At 72.4% G+C, this 19,588-nt stretch carries 16 protein-coding genes and 1 pseudogene; 12 read left to right on the top strand and 5 right to left on the bottom strand.

The window, feature by feature from the left end; all coding sequences use genetic code 11:
* The first annotated feature begins 22 nt into the window (after nucleotides 1–22).
* The gene (locus IG99_RS34395; protein ID WP_037681101.1) at nucleotides 23–1,723 is read left to right on the top strand and encodes a BACON domain-containing protein; all 1,701 of its coding nucleotides are present in this window, start codon (nucleotides 23–25) and stop codon (nucleotides 1,721–1,723) included.
* A 225-nt stretch (nucleotides 1,724–1,948) separates the two neighbouring features.
* On the opposite strand, the gene IG99_RS34390 is transcribed toward IG99_RS34395, so the two are convergent.
* On the bottom strand, nucleotides 1,949–2,827 hold the full coding sequence (locus IG99_RS34390; RefSeq protein ID WP_037681099.1) for a hypothetical protein: 879 nt from the start codon (nucleotides 2,825–2,827) through the stop codon (nucleotides 1,949–1,951).
* Nucleotides 2,828–2,910: 83 nt separating this feature from the next.
* Between IG99_RS34390 and IG99_RS34385 the strand changes: the two genes are divergently transcribed.
* From IG99_RS34385 to ilvD, 4 genes are all read left to right on the top strand, one after another.
* Nucleotides 2,911–3,909, top strand: coding sequence for a Ppx/GppA family phosphatase (locus tag IG99_RS34385; RefSeq protein WP_234312057.1), 999 nt, complete (start codon nucleotides 2,911–2,913; stop codon nucleotides 3,907–3,909).
* 659 nt (nucleotides 3,910–4,568) lie between these two features.
* Nucleotides 4,569–5,399: a sugar phosphate isomerase/epimerase family protein gene (locus IG99_RS34380; RefSeq protein ID WP_037681095.1), complete on the top strand. Its 831-nt coding sequence runs from the start codon at nucleotides 4,569–4,571 to the stop codon at nucleotides 5,397–5,399.
* A complete protein-coding gene (locus IG99_RS34375; protein WP_037681091.1) occupies nucleotides 5,396–6,001 on the top strand; it encodes a TetR/AcrR family transcriptional regulator in 606 nt (201 codons plus the stop codon). Before IG99_RS34380 ends, IG99_RS34375 begins: the two co-directional genes overlap by 4 nt.
* A gap of 125 nt (nucleotides 6,002–6,126) precedes the next feature.
* Nucleotides 6,127–7,980 (top strand): dihydroxy-acid dehydratase, encoded by a 1,854-nt coding sequence (ilvD, locus tag IG99_RS34370; RefSeq protein ID WP_037681088.1) that lies wholly within the window; start codon nucleotides 6,127–6,129, stop codon nucleotides 7,978–7,980.
* Between the two features lie 128 nt (nucleotides 7,981–8,108).
* On the opposite strand, the gene IG99_RS34365 is transcribed toward ilvD, so the two are convergent.
* Nucleotides 8,109–10,244 carry a serine/threonine-protein kinase gene (locus tag IG99_RS34365; protein WP_037681085.1) on the bottom strand — a complete coding sequence of 712 codons (2,136 nt, stop codon included), beginning with the start codon at nucleotides 10,242–10,244 and terminating at the stop codon, nucleotides 8,109–8,111.
* A gap of 181 nt (nucleotides 10,245–10,425) precedes the next feature.
* Here IG99_RS34365 and IG99_RS34360 point away from each other — a divergent pair, with 181 nt between their 5' ends.
* The 3 genes from IG99_RS34360 to IG99_RS34350 all read left to right on the top strand — a co-directional run bounded on the left by IG99_RS34360 (nucleotide 10,426) and on the right by IG99_RS34350 (nucleotide 13,106).
* Entirely contained in the window at nucleotides 10,426–10,746 is a 321-nt protein-coding gene (locus IG99_RS34360) for an SH3 domain-containing protein (protein ID WP_037681082.1), read from the top strand.
* Nucleotides 10,747–11,294: 548 nt separating this feature from the next.
* Nucleotides 11,295–11,810, top strand: a complete 516-nt coding sequence (locus IG99_RS34355; RefSeq protein ID WP_037681079.1) for a hypothetical protein — start codon at nucleotides 11,295–11,297, stop codon at nucleotides 11,808–11,810.
* A gap of 522 nt (nucleotides 11,811–12,332) precedes the next feature.
* Nucleotides 12,333–13,106 carry a class I SAM-dependent methyltransferase gene (locus tag IG99_RS34350; protein WP_037681075.1) on the top strand — a complete coding sequence of 258 codons (774 nt, stop codon included), beginning with the start codon at nucleotides 12,333–12,335 and terminating at the stop codon, nucleotides 13,104–13,106.
* Between the two features lie 54 nt (nucleotides 13,107–13,160).
* On the opposite strand, the pseudogene IG99_RS34345 reads toward IG99_RS34350, so the two are convergent.
* A pseudogene (locus tag IG99_RS34345) lies at nucleotides 13,161–13,469 on the bottom strand (SulP family inorganic anion transporter); the annotation flags it as partial.
* 403 nt (nucleotides 13,470–13,872) lie between these two features.
* Here IG99_RS34345 and IG99_RS34340 point away from each other — a divergent pair.
* From IG99_RS34340 to proC, 3 genes are all read left to right on the top strand, one after another.
* Nucleotides 13,873–14,727 (top strand): ABC transporter ATP-binding protein, encoded by an 855-nt coding sequence (locus tag IG99_RS34340; protein ID WP_037681071.1) that lies wholly within the window; start codon nucleotides 13,873–13,875, stop codon nucleotides 14,725–14,727.
* Complete coding sequence (locus tag IG99_RS34335; protein WP_037681067.1) at nucleotides 14,724–15,503, top strand: ABC transporter permease; 780 nt, start codon at nucleotides 14,724–14,726, stop codon at nucleotides 15,501–15,503. Before IG99_RS34340 ends, IG99_RS34335 begins: the two co-directional genes overlap by 4 nt.
* A gap of 83 nt (nucleotides 15,504–15,586) precedes the next feature.
* The gene (gene proC, locus IG99_RS34330) at nucleotides 15,587–16,399 is read left to right on the top strand and encodes a pyrroline-5-carboxylate reductase (protein ID WP_037681064.1); all 813 of its coding nucleotides are present in this window, start codon (nucleotides 15,587–15,589) and stop codon (nucleotides 16,397–16,399) included.
* A gap of 16 nt (nucleotides 16,400–16,415) precedes the next feature.
* Here the strand turns inward: proC and IG99_RS34325 are convergent, their stop codons facing one another.
* Nucleotides 16,416–17,003, bottom strand: coding sequence for a cysteine hydrolase family protein (locus tag IG99_RS34325; protein WP_037681062.1), 588 nt, complete (start codon nucleotides 17,001–17,003; stop codon nucleotides 16,416–16,418).
* Nucleotides 17,004–17,078: 75 nt separating this feature from the next.
* Here IG99_RS34325 and IG99_RS34320 point away from each other — a divergent pair, with 75 nt between their 5' ends.
* Nucleotides 17,079–18,086, top strand: a complete 1,008-nt coding sequence (locus IG99_RS34320; RefSeq protein WP_037681058.1) for a GlxA family transcriptional regulator — start codon at nucleotides 17,079–17,081, stop codon at nucleotides 18,084–18,086.
* On the opposite strand, the gene trpS is transcribed toward IG99_RS34320, so the two are convergent.
* Nucleotides 18,026–19,051, bottom strand: coding sequence for a tryptophan--tRNA ligase (gene trpS / locus IG99_RS34315; protein ID WP_037681210.1), 1,026 nt, complete (start codon nucleotides 19,049–19,051; stop codon nucleotides 18,026–18,028). The genes IG99_RS34320 and trpS overlap by 61 nt on opposite strands.
* Between the last annotated feature and the right edge of the window lie 537 nt (nucleotides 19,052–19,588).

Raw genomic sequence — 19,588 nt, 5'->3', positions numbered from 1 at the left:
CCGGCCACCTACGGTCGCACGGGTGATGAACAGCAGTCCGGAGATTTCGACCCGCACCACCGGCGCGCACCGTGCGCAGCGTGAGGCGCGCGATCGCGGGGCGGCGCGCACGGTGGTCCAGCGGCCGCCCGCGCGCTACGAGCCGTATTTGGACGGCCTGTTCACGTACTGCCTGTCCGTCCTGTGCGACCACGACGCGGCGACCGCGGTCCTCGGTGACGTCCTCGCGCTCGCCGAGCGGCGCGGGCAGCGCGTCCCGGAGGCCGCCGGCGACCGCAGGGCCTGGCTGTACGCGCTGGCCCGCTGGGCGTGCCTGCGCAAGCTGGCCGAGGCCAAGCAGAAACGTCAGGCCACGCACGCGGCGGGGCGCCACGGCACCCGCCGGTCGCGTACCGCGCAGCCCGCGGGGCCGCCCGTCTCCGAGGAGGCCCAGGAGGAGCGGCGGCGCGAACTCGCCCAGCTCGCCTGGCCGGAGGCCGCGGGGACGACACCCGAGCAGCGCGAGGCGCTCGAACTCGCGGTGCGCCACCATCTCGCCGCCCACGAGGTCGCCGCCGTCCTCGGCATGGACCTCGCCGCCGCCCGCGACCTGCTCGCGGCCGCGGCCTGCGAGGTCGAGCGCACCCGCGCCGCCCTCGCGGTGGTCGAGACCGGCACCTGTCCGAGCGTGGCCCGTCTCGCCGGCGACAACCAACTGGTGCTCGGCTCCGCCCTGCGCCGCGAGCTGGTCCGGCACGTCGACGACTGTCCGCGCTGCCGCCGTACCGCCGAGCGCGCGGTCCCGGGCCGCTGGCCCGGCGCCACCGTCACGCCCGCCGAGCTGCCCGTCCTGGAAGCGCCCCGCGCGGCGCTGCACGTCGCCCTGGCACACCATCCGCGCGCGCGGGGCGTCGCCGTGCCCCGCTTCGACCGGCGCGGTTTCCCGATCGACCCCAAGGACCGCGTCGCGCGGAGAGACCGGCTACGCGCGCGTGCCGTCACGACGACCGTCGTGGCCACCGTCGTCGCGGCGCCGGTGCTCGCGCTCTGGGCCGCGTACCGGGGCACGCCGACCGCCGAGGGCGCGGAAAGCCGTCCGGCCAGCGCGAGCGAGCTTCAGGGCCCCGACAGCCTGGACGGCGAGACGGCGGGCGGGTACGAGAACGCCGGCAACGCCAGCACTCAGCGCGGTCGCCGTCCCGTCAAGAGCGGCCAGCCCGACGTCTCCGTGGAGGTCATCAGCGCCCCGGGGGCCGCCGCGCACGGGGCGGGCCATCTGGCGGTGGAGGCCGGCAACAGCGGCGACACCACGCTGATCACCCTGACCGCGAGCGGTGACGCCCCGGTCCGCTGGTCGGCGTCCACCGCGGCGGCCTGGCTCTACCTGAGCCGGTCCTCCGGAACCCTCCGGCCCGGCGAATCGTTGACGATCAAGGTGTACGTCGACTCGCTGCGGGAGCCCTCCGGGCACTGGAGCGCGCGCGTCGCGATCGCCCCGGCGGGCGCGGTCGTCTCCATCGAGGGCTACGGCACGGCCCCCGGCCCCTCCGACCCCCACCCCACACCGCCCGAAGGCCCGCCCCACCCGGAACCCACCCCCACGACCCCGCCCACCCCGGACCCCACTCCGACGACCACACCCCAGTCCCCGGAGCCCACCGCCGACGCCTCGACCCCGCCTCCCACGGAGGCCCCGGACCCGTCACCGGGGAGCAGCGACGCGCCCAGCCCGTCGGGTGGCTGAGGGGAAGGGGCCGGGCGCTCAGCCCCGGGGCGGGGGCCCACGACGCCTTCGCCCGGGTTTCGATGCCCGCGCTCGGGGAGAGTGGTGTCTCGAGTCCGTCGGTGGCCGGCCGGGAGGGGGCGGGCGAACACTGTGACCTGCCCCTGGAGCGCGGTCGGCGCCGCGGAGCCGCCGCGTTCCGCCGCGGGACCGAATACCCCCTCCGCACACCCCCGGCCGTCGGCCCTACGCTCCCGCAGTCCCCGTCGGATCCGCCGGATCCGCCGGGTGGGGTGCGACCAGCGGCAGCTGGGCTGCCAGGCGGGCCTCGCACAGTTCCACGAGGCGGTCGTAGCCGGCCTTGCCCATCAGTTCGGTCAGTTCGGGGCGGTAGGACACGTACACCGGGTCGCCGGCGCCGTGCGCCGAGGTCGCCGAGGTGCACCACCAGTGGAGGTCATGGCCGCCGGGGCCCCAGCCACGCCGGTCGTACTCGCCGATCGACACCTGGAGCACGCGCGTGTCGTCGGGCCGGTCGATCCAGTCGTACGTACGCCGGATCGGCAGCTGCCAGCACACGTCCGGCTTGGTCTCCAGCGGCTCGCGGCCCTCCCGCAGCGCCAGGATGTGCAGCGAGCAGCCGGCACCGCCCGCGAACCCGGGCCGGTTCTGGAAGATGCAGGAGCCGTTGAACGGGCGGGTCTGCCGGGAGCCCTCGTCGTCCTCCGAGGTCCAGCCGTTCTCCGTGCCCTCGTCGTGGTGCTGCCAGATGTCCGGAGTGAGTCGCGCCACATGCTCGGCGACCCGCTTCTCGTCGTCCTCGTCGGAGAAGTGGGCGCCCAACGTGCAGCAGCCGTCGTCGGCGCGGCCCGCCTGGATGCCCTGGCAGCCGCTTCCGAAGATGCAGTTCCACCGAGAGGTCAGCCATGTCAGATCGCAGCGGAAGACCTGCTCTTCGTCCGCCGGATCCGGGAACTCCACCCACGCGCGCGCGAAGTCGAGGCCCTTCTCGTCCGCTGCCAGGGCCTTCTTCGACACCTTCGACGCCTTCGGTGACTTCGCCGGCTTCCCCTGCGAAGAACCGTCGATGGATTTGTCGGGCTTCGCCTTTTTCGTCTTTGGCACCCGTCCAGGGTAAGTCGCCCGAGGCCCGTCCCGGCACCGCTCCGGGGGCGGAAGATCCCGCAGCTGGCAGTAGCGTGCCCTACATGAGACTCGGTGTCCTCGACGTGGGATCGAACACTGTGCACCTGCTGGTGGTGGACGCACACCCCGGCGCACGTCCGCTGCCCGCGCACTCGCACAAGGCGGAACTGCGCCTTGCCCAACTCCTCGACGGCGACGGGGCCATAGGCCCCGAGGGGGTCGACAAACTGGTCTCCGTCGTCCACGAGGCCCTCCAGGCCGCCGAGGACAAGGGTGTCGAGGACCTGCTGCCGTTCGCGACCTCCGCCGTGCGCGAGGCCAGCAACGCCGACGACGTCCTCGCGCGCGTGCAGGACGAGACCGGCGTCGAGCTCCAGGTGCTCACCGGCGCGGAGGAGGCCCGGCTCACCTTTCTCGCCGCCCGCCGCTGGTTCGGCTGGTCGGCCGGCAAGCTGCTCGTCCTGGACATCGGCGGCGGCTCCCTGGAGATCGCCTACGGCATCGACGAGGAGCCCGACGCCGCGGTCTCCCTACCTCTGGGCGCGGGCCGGCTCACGGCCGGGTGGCTGCCCGGCGATCCGCCCGACCCCGAGGACATACGGGCCCTGCGTCGGCACGCGCGCGCGGAGATCGCCCGTACCGTCGGTGAGTTCAGCCGCTTCGGCGCCCCCGACCATGTCGTGGCCACGTCCAAGACGTTCAAGCAGCTCGCACGCCTCGCCGGCGCCGCCCGCTCGACCGAGGGCCTCTACGTTCAGCGCGACCTCAAGCGGGAGTCCCTGGAGGCCTGGGTGCCGCGTCTGTCCGCCATGACGACCGCCCAGCGCGCCGAGCTCCCCGGCGTCTCCGAGGGCCGCGCGGGCCAACTCCTGGCGGGCGCGCTGGTGGCCGAGGGCGCGATGGACCTCTTCGGCGTCGAGGTGCTGGAGATCTGTCCCTGGGCCCTGCGCGAGGGCGTGATCCTGCGCCGCCTCGATCACATGGGCTCGGTGCAGCCACCTCACGGGCATGGCCACCTCAGGGACGCGGAGCCGCACATCGAAGCGGTTCCGCGCCCTTGACTCGTGACCTGCGCGATCCGGTGGCCCCCGCGGGGCCGTGGGGGCCACCAGGACCGGTCATCCCGGCCGACGGCCATGTTGTCCGGGACCGCCGGAACGCACCGTGGGCCAGGTGAAGCCGAACCGGCCGACGGCCATGTTGTCCGGGACCGCCGGAATGCACCGTGGGCCAGGTGAAGCCGAACCGGCCGACGGCCATGTTGTCCGGGACCGCCGGAACGCACCGTCGGCCAGGTGAAGCCGAACCGGCCGACGGCCATGTTGTCCGGGACCGCCGGAACGCACCGTCGGCCAGGTGAAGCCGAAGTCCCCGCCGGTCACCGTCGCACCGGGGGGCGGCCTTCAGGTCGGCCGGCGCCTTCGCCGAGCAGCCGGCGCCGCCGCCGTGGGCGACGAAGGACTCCGGCAGCCACGCGCGGTCGCTCGTCCCACCGTTCACCTTCGGCGACCGCAGTACGTGTCCGTGGAGGCGCCCGGCGCGTTCACGGTGATCGTCCGTCCTGCGGGGTACATGCCGAGCGCGGCCCCACACGTCCTTGCGTCCGCCGTCATCCGTGCGTCCGGTGAAGAGCCCCGGTGGCCGGAAGGCGTGTGCGACGGGCCACAACGGCGCACGGAAGCCCGGCCCCACCCCGGCCCCACCCCGTACGCTGTCCCTCGTGGCAGAACCAAGGGACGTGGTCCGGATCCCGGATGCGAAGGTCGCCCTCTCGACGGCTTCCGTCTATCCGGAGTCGACGGCGACGGCCTTCGAGATCGCCGCGCGCCTGGGCTACGACGGCGTCGAGATCATGGTGTGGAACGACCCCGTCAGCCAGGACATCGACGCGCTGCGCAGACTCAGCGACTACCACCAGGTCCCGATCCTGGCCGTGCACGCCCCCTGCCTGCTCATCACCCAGCGCGTCTGGTCCACCGACCCCTGGGTCAAGCTCCAGCGCGCCCGCTCGGCGGCCGAGAAGCTCGGCGCGTCCACGGTCGTCGTGCACCCGCCGTTCCGCTGGCAGCGGCAGTACGCGCGCGACTTCGTCGCCGGAATCTGGCGGATGGCCAACGAGACGGACGTACGGTTCGCCGTCGAGAACATGTACCCCTGGCGCTACCGCGACCGCGAGATGCTCGCCTACGCCCCCGACTGGGACGTGACGAAGGACGACTACCGGCACTTCACGATCGACCTCAGCCATTCCTCCACGGCCCGCAGCGACGCACTCCAGATGGTCGACCGCATGGGGGACCGCCTCGGCCACGTCCACCTCGCGGACGGCAAGGGGTCGGCCAAGGACGAGCACCTCGTGCCCGGCCGCGGCAACCAGCCCTGCGCCGAACTGCTGGAACGTCTCGCCGTGACGGGTTTCGACGGTCACGTCGTCATCGAGGTCAACACCCGGCGCGCCATGTCGGGCGCGGAGCGCGAGGCCGACCTCGCCGAGGCCCTGGCCTTCGCCCGCCGGCACCTGGCCGCCGGAGCGAAGGTGCCCCGGCGATGACCGGGGCCACCGCCCGGCGCCGCGGCCGCCCCCCGCGTACGGAGGCCGCCGACACCCGCGACCGCATCCTCGCCTCGGCACGCGAGGAGTTCTCCGAGCGGGGCTACGACAAGACGTCCGTGCGCGGCATCGCCAAGGCGGCCGGCGTGGACTCCGCGCTGGTCCACCACTACTTCGGCACCAAGGAGCAGGTCTTCGAGGCGGCCGTCGAGGTCGCCTTCGCGCCCGCCCTGAACGCGCCCGAGGCGATCGCCGACGGCCCGCTGGACGGGGTAGGAGAGCGGTTCACCCGCTTCGTCCTCGGCATCTGGGAGAACCCCACCAGCCGTAAGCCCCTGCTGGCGATCCTCAGGTCCGCGGTCAACAACGACACCGCCGCCGCCGTCTTCCGCCGCCTGGTCGCCACCCAGCTGCTGCGCCGTGTCGCCGCCCAGCTCGACCTGCCGGACGCGGAACTGCGCGCCGAGCTCGCGGCCGCGCAGCTCGTGGGGTGCGCGATGCTGCGCTACGTGATCAAGGTGGAGCCGCTGGCGTCGGCGGACCTCGAGCAGATCGTCGCCCGGGTGGCGCCCGTGGTCCAGGGGCACCTCACGGCGCCGTGAGCCCCGGTTTCCCGAGACATGCGTCCCGCATTCCGGACAGCCCGTCCCGACCCCTGGATGACCGGCGTACGCTCGTTAGCAGTCAGAAGTCTCTCTGATCGCAGTCTCTGAAGGAGCGAGCGACGATGCCCGAGCTGAGGTCCCGCACAGTCACCCACGGCCGCAACATGGCGGGCGCCCGCGCCCTTATGCGCGCCTCCGGTGTACCCGGTGCGGACATCGGCCGAAAGCCGATCATCGCGGTCGCCAACAGCTTCACCGAGTTCGTCCCGGGCCACACCCACCTCCAGCCGGTCGGCCGGATCGTCAGCGAGGCGATCGTCGAGGCCGGCGGCATCCCGCGTGAGTTCAACACGATCGCCGTCGACGACGGCATCGCGATGGGCCACGGCGGCATGCTCTACTCCCTGCCCTCCCGCGACCTGATCGCGGACAGCGTCGAGTACATGGTCGAGGCCCACTGCGCCGACGCCCTGATCTGCATCTCCAACTGCGACAAGATCACCCCGGGCATGCTCAACGCGGCCCTGCGCCTGAACATCCCCACGGTCTTCGTCTCCGGCGGCCCGATGGAGTCCGGCCGGGCCACGCTGGTCGACGGCACGGTCCGCACGCTCGACCTGGTCGACGCGATCTCCGACGCCGTGAACGACAAGATCTCGGACGAGGACATCCTCCGTATCGAGGAGAACGCCTGTCCGACCTGCGGCTCGTGTTCCGGCATGTTCACCGCCAACTCGATGAACTGCCTCACCGAGGCCATCGGCCTCTCCCTCCCCGGCAACGGCTCGGTCCTGGCCACCCACACCGCGCGCAAGCAGCTCTACGTCGACGCGGCCAACACGGTCATGGACATCACCCGCCGCTACTACGAGGAGGACGACGAGACGGTCCTGCCGCGCTCCGTCGCCACCTTCGCCGCCTTCGAGAACGCCATGGCCCTGGACATCGCCATGGGCGGCTCGACCAACACGATCCTGCACCTGCTGGCCGCCGCCCAGGAGGCGGGCGTCCCCTTCGGACTCAACGAGATCGACACGGTCTCCCGCCGGGTTCCCTGCCTGGCCAAGGTCGCGCCGAACGTCGCGAAGAACCGCACGTACTACATGGAGGACGTGCACCGCGCCGGCGGCATCCCCGCCCTCCTCGGCGAGCTGCACCGCGGGGGCCTGCTCAACGAGGACGTGCACTCCGTCCACAGCCCGTCCCTGGCCGACTGGCTGAAGACGTGGGACGTGCGCGGCGGCTCCCCGTCCCCCGAGGCGGTCGAACTGTGGCACGCGGCCCCGGGCTGCGTCCGCTCCGCCGAGGCCTTCTCCCAGTCCGAGCGCTGGGAGGCCCTCGACGAGGACGCCGAGGGCGGCTGCATCCGCTCCGTCGAGCACGCGTACTCCAAGGACGGCGGCCTCGCCGTCCTCAAGGGCAACCTCGCCGTCGACGGCTGCGTGGTCAAGACGGCCGGCGTCGACGAGTCGATCTGGACCTTCGAGGGCCCGGCGGTCGTCTGTGAGTCGCAGGAAGAAGCCGTCCAGAAGATCCTCACCCAGGAGATCAAGGAGGGCGACGTCGTCGTCATCCGCTACGAGGGCCCCAAGGGCGGCCCCGGCATGCAGGAGATGCTCTACCCGACCTCGTACCTGAAGGGGCGCGGCCTGGGCAAGGCGTGCGCGCTGGTCACGGACGGCCGCTTCTCCGGCGGCACCTCCGGCCTCTCCATCGGCCACGCCTCCCCCGAGGCGGCCGGCGGCGGCACCATCGCCCTCGTCGAGGACGGCGACCGCATCCGCATCGACATCCCGGGCCGCACGATCGAGCTGCTCGTCGACGATGCCGAACTGGCCCGCCGCGAGGAGGCGCTGGGCGGCGTCTACGCCCCGAAGAACCGCGACCGCAAGGTCTCCGCGGCCCTGCGCGCCTACGCCGCGATGGCCACCAGCGCGGACAAGGGCGCGGTGCGCGACGTCAGCAAGCTCGGCTGAGCCCCGCTGGGCCACCGTATGTGCCACTGAGGGCCGCCCCTGCTGGGGGGGCGGCCCTCACGCGCGCGTGGCACCGTGCCCGGGGCCACCGCTCGTGGGCCTCGCTCGCGCGCCTCGCTCGTGGCCTGTCACCACCCCGCCGGGTCGCGCGCGTCCACGCCGAACACCGTGCCGTCGGGGGCGCTCGCGAAGACGCGGCCGCCGTTGAGCACCGGCACGGGCAGTGTGGCCGCGATCCCGCCGGCGCCGGTGCCCAGGCGGGGTGGTGTCTGCCCGACGAGCCGGCCGGTGCGGGCGTCCACGGCGAGCAGCCGCCCGTCGGCCGCCGTGACGTACACATGGGCGTTGTCGGCGACCGGGGCGGAACCGCGGCTCACTGACGTCTCCAGGATCCACAGCCGCTTGCCCGAGTCGACGTCGACGGCCTCCAGCGAGCCGCCGTTCCCCAGGATGTGCGCCACGTTCCCGTGCACACTCGCCTGCGCGCTCTGGCGTGGGACCGGCAGTTTCGCCCGGCGGGAGGCCTTCGTCGCGGGGGTGTAGCGCACGACGGCCTGCGCACGGCTGTAGACGTTGTCGACGGACAGGAAGAACACCGACCCGTCGTGTGCCCCGATCGGCTGGAGCGTCCCCTTGAGCAGCGTCTGCCACCGCGCCTTCCCGGTGGCCGGGTCAAGGGCGGTGACCCGCGTGCGCGTCCCGTCGGCGGTGTCGCTCGTGGCGTACGCCAGCGGGTCGCCGACGAAGGAGGACAGCGTCGGCCTGCTCTGCCCGGGCAGGGACCGCTTCCACTTCGTGTCGCCCGAGGCACCGTCCACGCCGGTGACGGTCCCGTCGGCGCCGCGCAGCAGGAGCATGCCACCGGCCGGCTGGAGCAGGCCGTACTCGGGCACCTTCCGCTGCCACCGCGGCTCGCCCGACGCCGGGTCGAGCGCCTCCAGCCGCCGTCCGTGGTCCGCCGACGCCTGGACGAGCCCGCCCGCCACGACCGGCGGCCCGCCCCAGCGGGACGTGTCGGCGGTGTGCTTCCACAGCAGGGAACCGTCGGCCGGATCGAGCGCGAAGACCAGCCCGGGCTGCGCGCACAGCAGCTTCCCGGCGCCGTAGGAACACTGCCGCACACCGGCGGTCGCGGAGGCCGGCTTCGCCTCCCATGCCTGGAACGCGGCCGCCACGGCTCGGGGCGCCGCCGGTTTCGGCATGCTGTCCTCGCTGCCGAACCAGTGCACCGAGCCGAGCACACCGCCCACGACCAGCACCACGGCACCGGCGACGAGCACCGCCCTGCGGCGCAGCCACCCCACGGAACCCCTGCGCCGCGCCTCGAACTCGGGCGGCTCGGGCGGCCCCGGCACCTCGACCTTGACCACGGCCTCGCCGGGCCGCTCGTCCAGGACGGACCTCTGCTCCGGAATGAACGACTGGGTGTCGTACGACGCCGCCACCGACCGCAGCTCGCGCATCAACTCGTCCGGTGTGGGCCGGTCCTCGGGCTCCTTGGCGAGACAGCGCAGCACCAGCGGAGCGAGGCTCTCCGGGATGCCGGTGAGGTCCGGATCGTCGTGCACCACCTGGTAGGCGACGACGTACGGGCTGTCGGAGTCGAACGGCCCGCGTCCCGTCGCCGCGTGCACCAGCACCGAGCCGAGCGCGAAGACGTCGGCGGCCGGCCCGACCTCCCGCGGCCGCCGGAACTGCTCGGGCGCCATGAAGGGCGGAGTGCCGATCAGCTTCCCGGTCTCCGTGCGCAGTTCGCTGTCCTTGGGCCGCGAGATACCGAAGTCGATGACCTTCGGCCCGTCGTCGGCGAGCAGCACGTTGCTGGGCTTCAGATCCCGGTGGACGACCCCGACCCGGTGGATGTCCCGCAGCGCCTCGGCGAGCCCGGCCATCAGCCGGCGCAACTGGGCGGGCGTCATGGGGCCGTTCCGCTTCACATGCTCGGAAAGGGTCGGGCCCGGGATGAACAGGGTGGCCATCCAGGGCCGCTCGGCCTCCGGGTCGGCATCGACGACGGGTGCCGTGAAGGCCCCGCTGACCCTCCGCGCGGCGCCCACCTCCTGCCGGAACCGCCCTCTGAACTCGGGGTCCTTGGCGAACTGGGCGTGTACGACCTTCACCGCGAGCTTCAGGCCCGAGGTGCTCCGGGCCAGATGGACGATCCCCATGCCACCGGAGCCCAGACACGAGTCCAGACGGTAGTGCCCGGCGTACTCGGGAAGTTCCGCTTCCGCGCCCGCTCCGGTGTCCTGCCGTGGCGCCATGGGACCACCCCCGTGCTGTTCTGTCCGCGCGCGCGACGCACGGAGCCTAGTCGATGACTCGTACGAGACAGAGGCGGCTTGCTAGCCTCCGTGTACGAGTTGCGTACATGTGTTTCATGTCGCCTTTCTGGGGAGTCAACGGGATCCCATGACGATCATGGGTTCAACGGGGGGAGATCGCATGTCTGTCGAGCACGTGGAAGAAAGAGACCAGAGCGCGGAGAAGGACGGGACCGAGGGAGTGACGACGGCCGTCCGCTCCTACCCGGTGGCCCCCGGCGTCCGCCTCAACGTCCGCAGCGGCCCCGGCACCGCCTACGGCATCGTCCGCACCCTCGCCGAGGGTGCCTACGTCCCGATCTACTGCCAGACCCCGGGCACGACGGTCGCCGGCCCGTACGGCACGTCGAACATCTGGGACAACATCGGCAACGGCGAGTTCGTCTCCGACGCGTACGTGAAGACGGGCAGCGACGGCTACGTGGCGTCACGCTGCGGCTGACGAGGCTCGGGGGAGGCGGACGCCCGGGGCGGGGGGCCGGGTTGCCCCCTGGGCAGGCACCTCGTGTCGTCTCCGGGGCGCCTTGGGCTGGTCCCTGGCGCCTTGGGCTGGTCCCTGGCGCCTTGGGCTGGTCCCTGGCGCCTTGGGCTGGTCCCCGGCGCCTCGGGCTGGTCCGGGCATTTTGGGGCGGCCCTGGGCGTCGGGGGCGACATCATGAGGTCCGAGGGTTGCCCCGGGTATTCAGGGTCGGCCTCGGACCTCCCGATGGGCCCCCGGGTATTCAGGGGGCGACCTTGGGCATCCGGGGTCGACTCCATGGGGTCCGGGGTTTGCCCCCGGGCATTTCGAGTCGGCTCCCGGGAACCCGGGTTCGCTCCGGGCACTTCGGTTCGGCTCCTGGGCGTCCTGCGGGCGTCCCCAGGGCCGGTCCGGGACAGGCCTTCCTGGTCGGCCCGGGACAGGCCTTCCGGGCCGGCCCCGGACGGGCCTTCCTGGTCGGCCCGGGAGGCCCCGCGCAACGGCTCGCACACCGGAGCCATAATCGAGCCGTGAGCGACGAAACCGACACCCCGGGCACCCTCGCAGTCCCCGCGGCCGACCCCACCGGTCCCCGCCCCGAGCCCCTGCGCTTCTTCGGCACCACCTGGGTGAACCACGACAACGGCTACACCGCCCGCCGGATCGGCGTGGCCGTCGGCTCCCTCGCCGCGGCCGTCGCCTCCTGCGTCGTCCTGCGCCTCGCCTTCGACGGCCTGCGCATCGCCGACACCGGCAGCTTCGTCACGCTCCTCGTCGTAGTGATGTTCGCCGTCTGCAGCGCCCTCGCCTTCGGCCACACCTGGGGCGGCTTCAGCAAGCGCCCCGACCCCGACCGCCAGGCCTCCCTGCGCGGCCTGCTCGCCATCGGCTTCGTCGGCGCGCTCCTCGCCCACTTCGTCCGCTCCCTCACCGAGGCCCCCGGCGAGAAGCTGCATCGGGTGGAGTACGAGACAGCGCGCAAGCACCACGAACGCCGCACCACCCGCCGCTCGGGCAACCCTTCGAAGAAGCGCCGCCGGTCATAAGCCTCCCGGCCGCCCGGACCCGCCGCCGCATGAAGCCGACGCCCTGGCTACTGTCCCGGCCTTGGCGCGACTTGTCCCGGCCTTGCGCGACTGTCCCGGCCCCGTGCCCTAGCTGCGGGGCCCGCACCCACACCCGCGCCCCGGCCCTGACGCGGCTGTCTCCGCCCGCGCCATCACCCCGACGCCCGCCCAACTGTCCCGGCTCGACTTTCCCCGCCCCGGCGCCGTTGCTCCGGCGCCCGCACCTGGGCCCCGACCTCCGCCCCAGGGCACTGTCCCGGCCTCCGTGCCGCCACCCAACGTCCGCCCCACCGTCCCGGCCCCGTGCCGCCGCTCCGCCGCGCCCGCGCCCCTACCCGGCCCGGCCCCCGCACCACTGCCGGGGCCCCATGCCACCCACTACCCGGCGCCCATGCCATTGCCCCACCTCCCGCTCCAGCGGGCCGCAGGCCACCGCCGAACTCCCCGTCTTCTCACCGAAATCCCACCCTCCCTGTCTCCGACCCGCGCCACCATGGCCCTATGACGGCCACCTCCCACTCCACCCGAGCCCACTCCTTCAACGCCGCCGCAGCGCAGTACGCCGCGAACCGCCCCTCGTACCCCTCCGCCCTCTTCGACGCGATCGAGGACCTGGCCGGCCGTCCCCTCGAAGGCGCCCGCGTCGGGGACATCGGCGCCGGTACGGGCATCGCGACAGCCCTGTTGCACGCCCGCGGCGCCGACGTGATCGCCGTGGAGCCCGGTGACGGTATGGCGGCCCAACTGCACTGCACGCTCCCGCGGGTACCGCTCGTCCGCGGCGACGGCAACGCCCTCCCACTCGCCACCGACTCCGTCGACTTCCTCACCTACGCCCAGGCTTGGCACTGGACCGACCCGGCCCGCTCGGTGCCGGAGGCCCAGCGCGTGCTGCGGCCGGGAGGCGCGCTGGCGCTGTGGTGGAACACGGGCCCGGCCGACGTCCCTTGGCTCTCCGAGCAGGCGGACCGCGTGCGCGACCACTTCGGCGGCGAGTACAAGAACCAGCAGGGCGCGTCCGACATCCGCTCGGAAACCGCGTTCCGAGGCGCCCCGGCCGCCCCCGCCCACGCCAAGCGTGTCGTCCGCTGGAGCCGCACGGTCCCCCTCGACACCCACCTCGCCAACATAGGCAGCCACTCGATCTTCCTGGTGCAGGGCGAGGGGGCGACGAACGCCTTCCTCGCCCGCGAGCGCGAGCACCTGCTGGAGGTCTTCCCCGACGGCATGGTCGAGGAGGTCTACGACGTCCTGCTGATCGTCGCCACGCCCTGACACCCACCCTGACGCCATCCCCTGCACGACGGCCACCGACACGGCCCGGAATCACCGCCCGAGCCGCAGCGCGCCCAGCCCGAGCTGCACCAGCCCGGCCGCGCACACCAGCACCCCGAGGGCCCCCGGGCCGTACGCCCGCACGGCCTCGAGGACCAGCACGGTCAGCCCCGCCGCGGGACCGCTCACCTGCAGGCTGCTTCCGGGCAACGCCCCGGCGACCAGCCCGCCGACGATCCCGGTGACCAGCCCCAGTTCGGCGGGCACGCCGGACGCCACGGCGACGCCCACGCACAACGGCAGCGCGACGAGGAAGACGACGAGGGAAGCGGACAGATCGGCCTTGCGTACGGCACAGCGCATGACAGCAGCACCTCCGGTGAAGGACGGGAGATGCGTGGGCGCCGGACCGGTGGAAGGCACGGCGAAGTGAAATCCATTGTCGGCAACAGCCGCCCCCGGCACAGCGGTTGTGCACCGTCGTTCTCGGAAGGCGGAAGCATCCGATCCGGACGCGCCCCTTCCGATCGCCCCGCCACGCGCCTGCGCCACTTCACGCACCACCGCACGCACCACGGCACGCACCACGGCACGCACCACGGCACGCACCACGGCACGCACCACCGCACGCACCACGCACGCGCGACCGCGCGCCACCACGCACGCGCGACCGCGCGCCACCACGCACGCGCGACCGCGCGCCACCACGCGCACCCATGTGCGGTGCCCCTTGACGGCACCCCGCCCCCGGCTCATTATTCATCACATGATGAATTATTCTCCCGCGCACTCACCCGGTCACTCACCCGAGCCCTCCAGCTCCTCCAGCCCCTCCACCCCAGCCCCGGAGCCCCCGGAACCCGCCGCCGTACACGCCGAGAACCTCACCGTCGTCCGCGGCCCCCGCACCGTCCTGCACCGCCTCGACTTCACCGTCCCGCGCGGCCAGATCACCGGCCTCCTCGGCCCCTCGGGCTGCGGCAAGAGCACCCTCATGCGCTCCGTCGTCGGCACCCAGGCCAAGGTCGCCGGCACCCTCGACGTCCTCGGCCGCCCCGCCGGCCACCCCGCGCTCCGCACCCGCATCGGCTACGTGACCCAGGCCCCCTCCGTCTACGACGACCTGACGGTCCGCCAGAACCTGGACTACTTCGCAGCGATCCTCGACCCGGGACGCGCGGCCGCCGACCGCCGCGCCGAGGACGTCACCCGAGCCATCGCCGACGTCGACCTCACCAGCCATGCCGACGCCCTCGCCGGAAACCTCTCCGGCGGCCAGCGCAACCGCGTCTCCCTCGCCGTCGCCCTCCTCGGCGCCCCCGAACTGCTCGTCCTCGACGAACCCACCGTCGGCCTCGACCCCGTCCTCCGCCGCGACCTCTGGAACCTCTTCCACGACATCGCCACCACCCGCGGAGCGACCCTCCTCGTCTCGTCCCACGTCATGGACGAGGCCGAGCGCTGCCACCGCCTCCTCCTCATGCGCCAGGGCGAGATCCTCGCCGACGGCACCCCCGAGGCCCTGCGCGGCCGCACCGGCGCCGACACGGTCGAGGCGGCCTTCCTGCACCTGGTCGACCAGGCGGCCGAGACCGCCCGCGAGAAGGAGACGACCCCATGACCGCCGCCCCCACCACCGCCACAGCCCCGACCAGGGGCCTGAACGCCTCCCGCACCACCGCAACCGCAGCCCGCGTCCTGCGCCAGCTCCGCCACGACCCGCGCACCATCGCGATGATGATCCTGATCCCCTGCGTGATGCTGCTCCTGCTCCGCTACGTCTTCGACGGCAGCCCCCGCACGTTCGACAGCATCGGGGCCTCGCTCCTCGGGATCTTCCCGCTCATCACGATGTTCCTGGTCACGTCCATCGCCACCCTGCGCGAACGCACCTCGGGCACCCTCGAACGCCTCCTCGCCATGCCCCTCGGCAAGGGCGACCTCATCGCCGGCTACGCCCTCGCCTTCGGCGCCCTCGCCATCGTCCAGTCGGCCCTGGCCACCGGCCTCGCCGTCCGGCTCCTGGGCCTCGACGTCACGGGCAGCGCCTGGCTCCTGCTCCTGGTGGCCCTCCTCGACGCCCTCCTCGGCACCGCCCTCGGCCTCTTCGTCTCCGCCTTCGCCGCCTCGGAGTTCCAGGCCGTCCAGTTCATGCCGGCCGTGATCTTCCCCCAACTCCTCCTCTGCGGCCTCTTCACCCCCCGCGACAACATGCACCCCGTACTCGAGACCATCTCCGACGTCCTCCCCATGTCCTACGCCGTGGACGGCATGAACGAGGTCCTGCACCACACGGACATGACGGCGACATTCGTACGGGACACCCTGATCGTCGCGGGCTGTGCCCTCCTGGTCCTGGGCCTGGGAGCGGCAACCCTGAGGAGGCGCACCCCCTGAGCCACCCAGCCGGCGCCCACCCCCGCTTTCCGCCCACCGGACACCCACCCCGCACCCCCACCCCCGGTGCGAGGATGAACCACATGACCCAGAAAGTCGCAGTCCTCGGCACCGGAAAGATCGGCGAAGCCCTCCTCAGCGGCATGCTCCGCGGCGGCTGGCCCCCCGCCGACCTCCTCGTCACCGCCCGCCGCCCCGAACGGGCCGAAGAGCTCCGCGCCCGCTACGGAGTCACCCCGGTCACCAACGCGGAAGCCGCCAAGACCGCCGACACCCTGATCCTCACGGTCAAGCCGCAGGACATGGGCACCCTCCTCGACGAACTCGCCCCGCACGTCCCCGCCGACCGCCTGGTCATCAGCGGCGCGGCAGGCATCCCCACCGCCTTCTTCGAGGAGCGCCTCGCCGCCGGCACTCCGGTCGTCCGCGTCATGACGAACACCCCCGCCCTCGTGGACGAGGCGATGTCCGTCATCTCAGCCGGCACCCACGCCACCGCCGACCACCTCGCCCACGCCGAGGAGATCTTCGGCGCCGTCGGCAAGACACTCCGCGTCCCCGAGTCCCAGCAGGACGCCTGCACCGCCCTCTCCGGCTCCGGCCCGGCGTACTTCTTCTACCTGGTCGAAGCCATGACGGACGCCGGCATCCTGCTCGGCCTGCCCCGCGACAAGGCCCACGACCTGATCGTCCAGTCCGCCATCGGCGCCGCGACGATGCTCCGCGACAGCGGCGAACACCCGGTCAAGCTCCGCGAGAACGTCACCTCGCCCGCCGGCACCACCATCAACGCCATCCGCGAACTCGAGAACCACGGCGTACGAGCCGCCCTCATCGCCGCCCTCGAAGCCGCCCGCGACCGCAGCCGCGCGCTGGCCTCCGGCAAGAAGGACTGAAGCCCGCCGGGCGCGGTCAGACGCCCGCCGCGCCCACGACCTCCTCCGTCGTCACCACCCGCGCGAACCCGCCCCCGTGCAGGGACACCGCGGAAGCCTGCGCGATCTCCTCCGCACTCCGCCGCCAGCCGAACGGACCCCGCAGGTCGAACGTGTACGTGGCGTCGAACGCGACCACCACGTCGAACCCCAGGTTCCCGCCCATCCGCGCGGTCGTCTCCACGCACATGTTGGTCTGGATCCCGGCGAGCACGAACTGCGAGATCCCCTCCGCCTTCAGCCAGGCCCCCAGATCCGGCGTCCCCAGAAACGCCGAGTTCACGGTCTTCGTGAGGAACAGCTCCGGCCCCGCGCCCTTCCCGCGCCGCTGCTCCACGTACTCCTTGAAGTCGTTCCCCTCGTACCCCCGCCGCAACGGCGACTGCGGCTTCGGCGAGTCGTGCCGCACGAAGACGACCGGCCGCCCCGTCGCCTGCCATACGTCGATGAGGGCGGCGATGTTCTCATCGGCCCCGGGATTGTTGCGCGTCCCCCAGAAGGCCGGCTCCTCGAAGCCCTTCTGTACGTCCACGACCACCAGCGCTGCGTTCTCCGCGATCTCCATGCCCACGATCCTGCCGCCGCGGCCACCCCCACCCCAGGGGGTCAAAAGACAGCGATCGATGGTTTACTGCCACTCATGGAGCCCGCGTACCGAGTCGCCCTCGTCGCCTTCCCCGGCATCCGCGCCTTCGACGTCTCCGTCATCACCGAGGTCTGGGGAACCGACCGCACCGACCGCACCGACCGCGGCGCACCCGCCTTCGACCTGCGCAGGGTCGCCGCCGACACCACCACCCCCATCCCCATGCGCGGCGGCCTCGCTCTCCTCCCCGACCGCGCCCTCACCTGGCTTGCGAAGGCCGACCTCGTCGTCGTCCCCGGCCTCGACGACCACCTCACCCCGGCACCCGCCCTCGTCCTCGACGCCCTCCGCCGCGCCCACGCCCGCGGCACCACCATCGCCGCCCTCTGCGGCGGCGCCTTCACCCTCGCCCAGGCCGGCCTCCTCGACGGACGCCGAGCCATCACCCACTGGAACCTCATCGACCGCCTGCGCGCCCACCACCCCCAGGTCAACGTCGTCCCCGACGCCCTCTTCATCGAGGACCACAACATCTGGACGGCCGCCGGCACCGCGGCCGGCATCGACCTCTGCCTCCACCTCGTGCGCCGCGCCCACGGCGCCGAGGCGGCCGCCACCATCGCCCGCTCGATGGTCACGGCCCCGTTCCGCACCGGCACCCAGGCCCAGTTCATCGAACACCCGACCCCACACGCCGACCGTGACGCCGACGCCCTCGCCGCCGTACGCGAACACGCCCTGCGCCACCTCCACGAACCCCTCACGGTCGGCGACCTGGCCGCCCACGCGGGCATGTCCCCGCGCTCCTTCGCCCGCCACTTCACCGCCGCCACCGGCACGACCCCCCTGCGCTGGCTTCTGGACCAGCGCCTCGCCGCGGCCCAGAAGCTCCTCGAACGCACTGACCTCCCCATGCCCGAGGTCGCCCGCCGCGCAGGTTTCGGCAGCGAGGTCACGATGCGCCAGCACTTCGCCTCGCGCCTCGCCACCAGCCCGCGCGTCTACCGGGCCGCGTTCAGCACCGGCTCCACCACCGGCGGCAGCAGCCCGATCGCGCGATAGGCGGCATCCACGACGGGCCGCGCCATCGCCCGAGCCTTCCCGGCACCCGCCGCCAACACCCCCTCGACATAGGAGGGATCCGCACACAACTCGCGGTGCCGCTCCCGCAGTGGCCGGAGCGTCTCGATCACGGCCTCGGCGGTGTCCTTCTTCAGATCGCCGTACGACGCGTACGCCCCGCTCAGCTCCTCAGGCTCCCCACCCGTACAGGCAGCCAGAATCTCCAGCAGATTCGCGAGCCCCGGCTGCGTCTCCCGGTCGTACACCACGTCCTGCCCGCTGTCGGTGACGGCCCGCATGACCTTCTTCCGCACCACGTCCGGCTCATCCAGCAAATAGACGACCCCAGGGCCCACGTCATCGCTCTTGCCCATCTTCGACGTCGGGTCCTGCAGATTCATCACCCGCGCCGCCACCCCCGGACGCGTCGCCCGAGGCACCACGAACGTGTGCCCGTACCGTTGGTTGAACCGCACCGCCAGATCCCGCGTCAGCTCCACGTGCTGCACCTGGTCGTCCCCGACCGGCACCTCGTCACTGCCGTACGCCAGGATGTCCGCCGCCATCAGCACGGGGTACGTCAGCAACGACAGCCGCACACTCCCACCCCGGGCCCGCTCCCGCGCGGCCTTCTCCTTGTACTGGATCATCCGCCGCATCTCACCGTCGGTCGCCACGCACTCCAGCACGTACGACAACCGTGTGTGTTCGTCGACATGGCTCTGGACGAACACCGTGCACAACTCCGGATCCAGCCCCGCCGCGAGCAACAACGTCGCCGTCTGCCGACTGAGCCTGCGCACCCGCGCCGGATCGTGGTCCACGGTCAGCGCGTGCAGGTCGACGACGCAGAACAGCGCGTCCGCCTGATGCTGATCGACCGCGGCCCACCGCCGCATGGCCCCCAGATAATTCCCCAGCGTCAGATGCCCCGTCGGCTTGATCCCGCTGAAGACCCGCTTCATCTCCACTCCACCTCCTGGTCGAGGCCGCCGCCCGGCCGGCCGACCCCCTGGTGCTGCTGAGGGAGAAACAACAACGGCCGCCGAAGCGGCGGCCGTTTCCTGCATACGTGAGTCCGGCCGCCGTCAGGCGGCCCACCACAGCTGGGTGCACGTACGCGTAGTCATGACCCCCACAGTACGCCCGGAGGGTGCCGCCCGCCCGGGAGTTGACACGTCCCACCCCCATACGTAGTGTTCTCCGGGTTGTCCGACGTGAGCGCCGACTCCGGTCGGTCCCCGGACAGCCACTCCGCAAGTACCAACCATCATGTGACGAACAGTCGTCTGTCTGTCTGTCGTCGTCTGATTGCGTGCGTATTCACGGAATGAGGAATCCGCGTTCGAAAGGACGCAGCCCCCGATTGGCTTCGGGAGCAGGGAATCCGCTAAAGTCTCACTCGTCGGAACGGCCCAACGGCCGGGAAGACAACCCCCCTCTGACTGGGAATCAGGACCGAAAGGATCTGATAGAGTCGGAAGCGCCGGAAAGGGAAACGC

This window comes from Streptomyces griseus subsp. griseus, assembly GCF_000720255.1.
GTDB lineage: Bacteria > Actinomycetota > Actinomycetes > Streptomycetales > Streptomycetaceae > Streptomyces > Streptomyces griseus_I.
The sequence above is the reverse complement of the archived record's forward strand: the minus strand, read 5'-3'. Positions and strand labels throughout refer to the sequence as shown.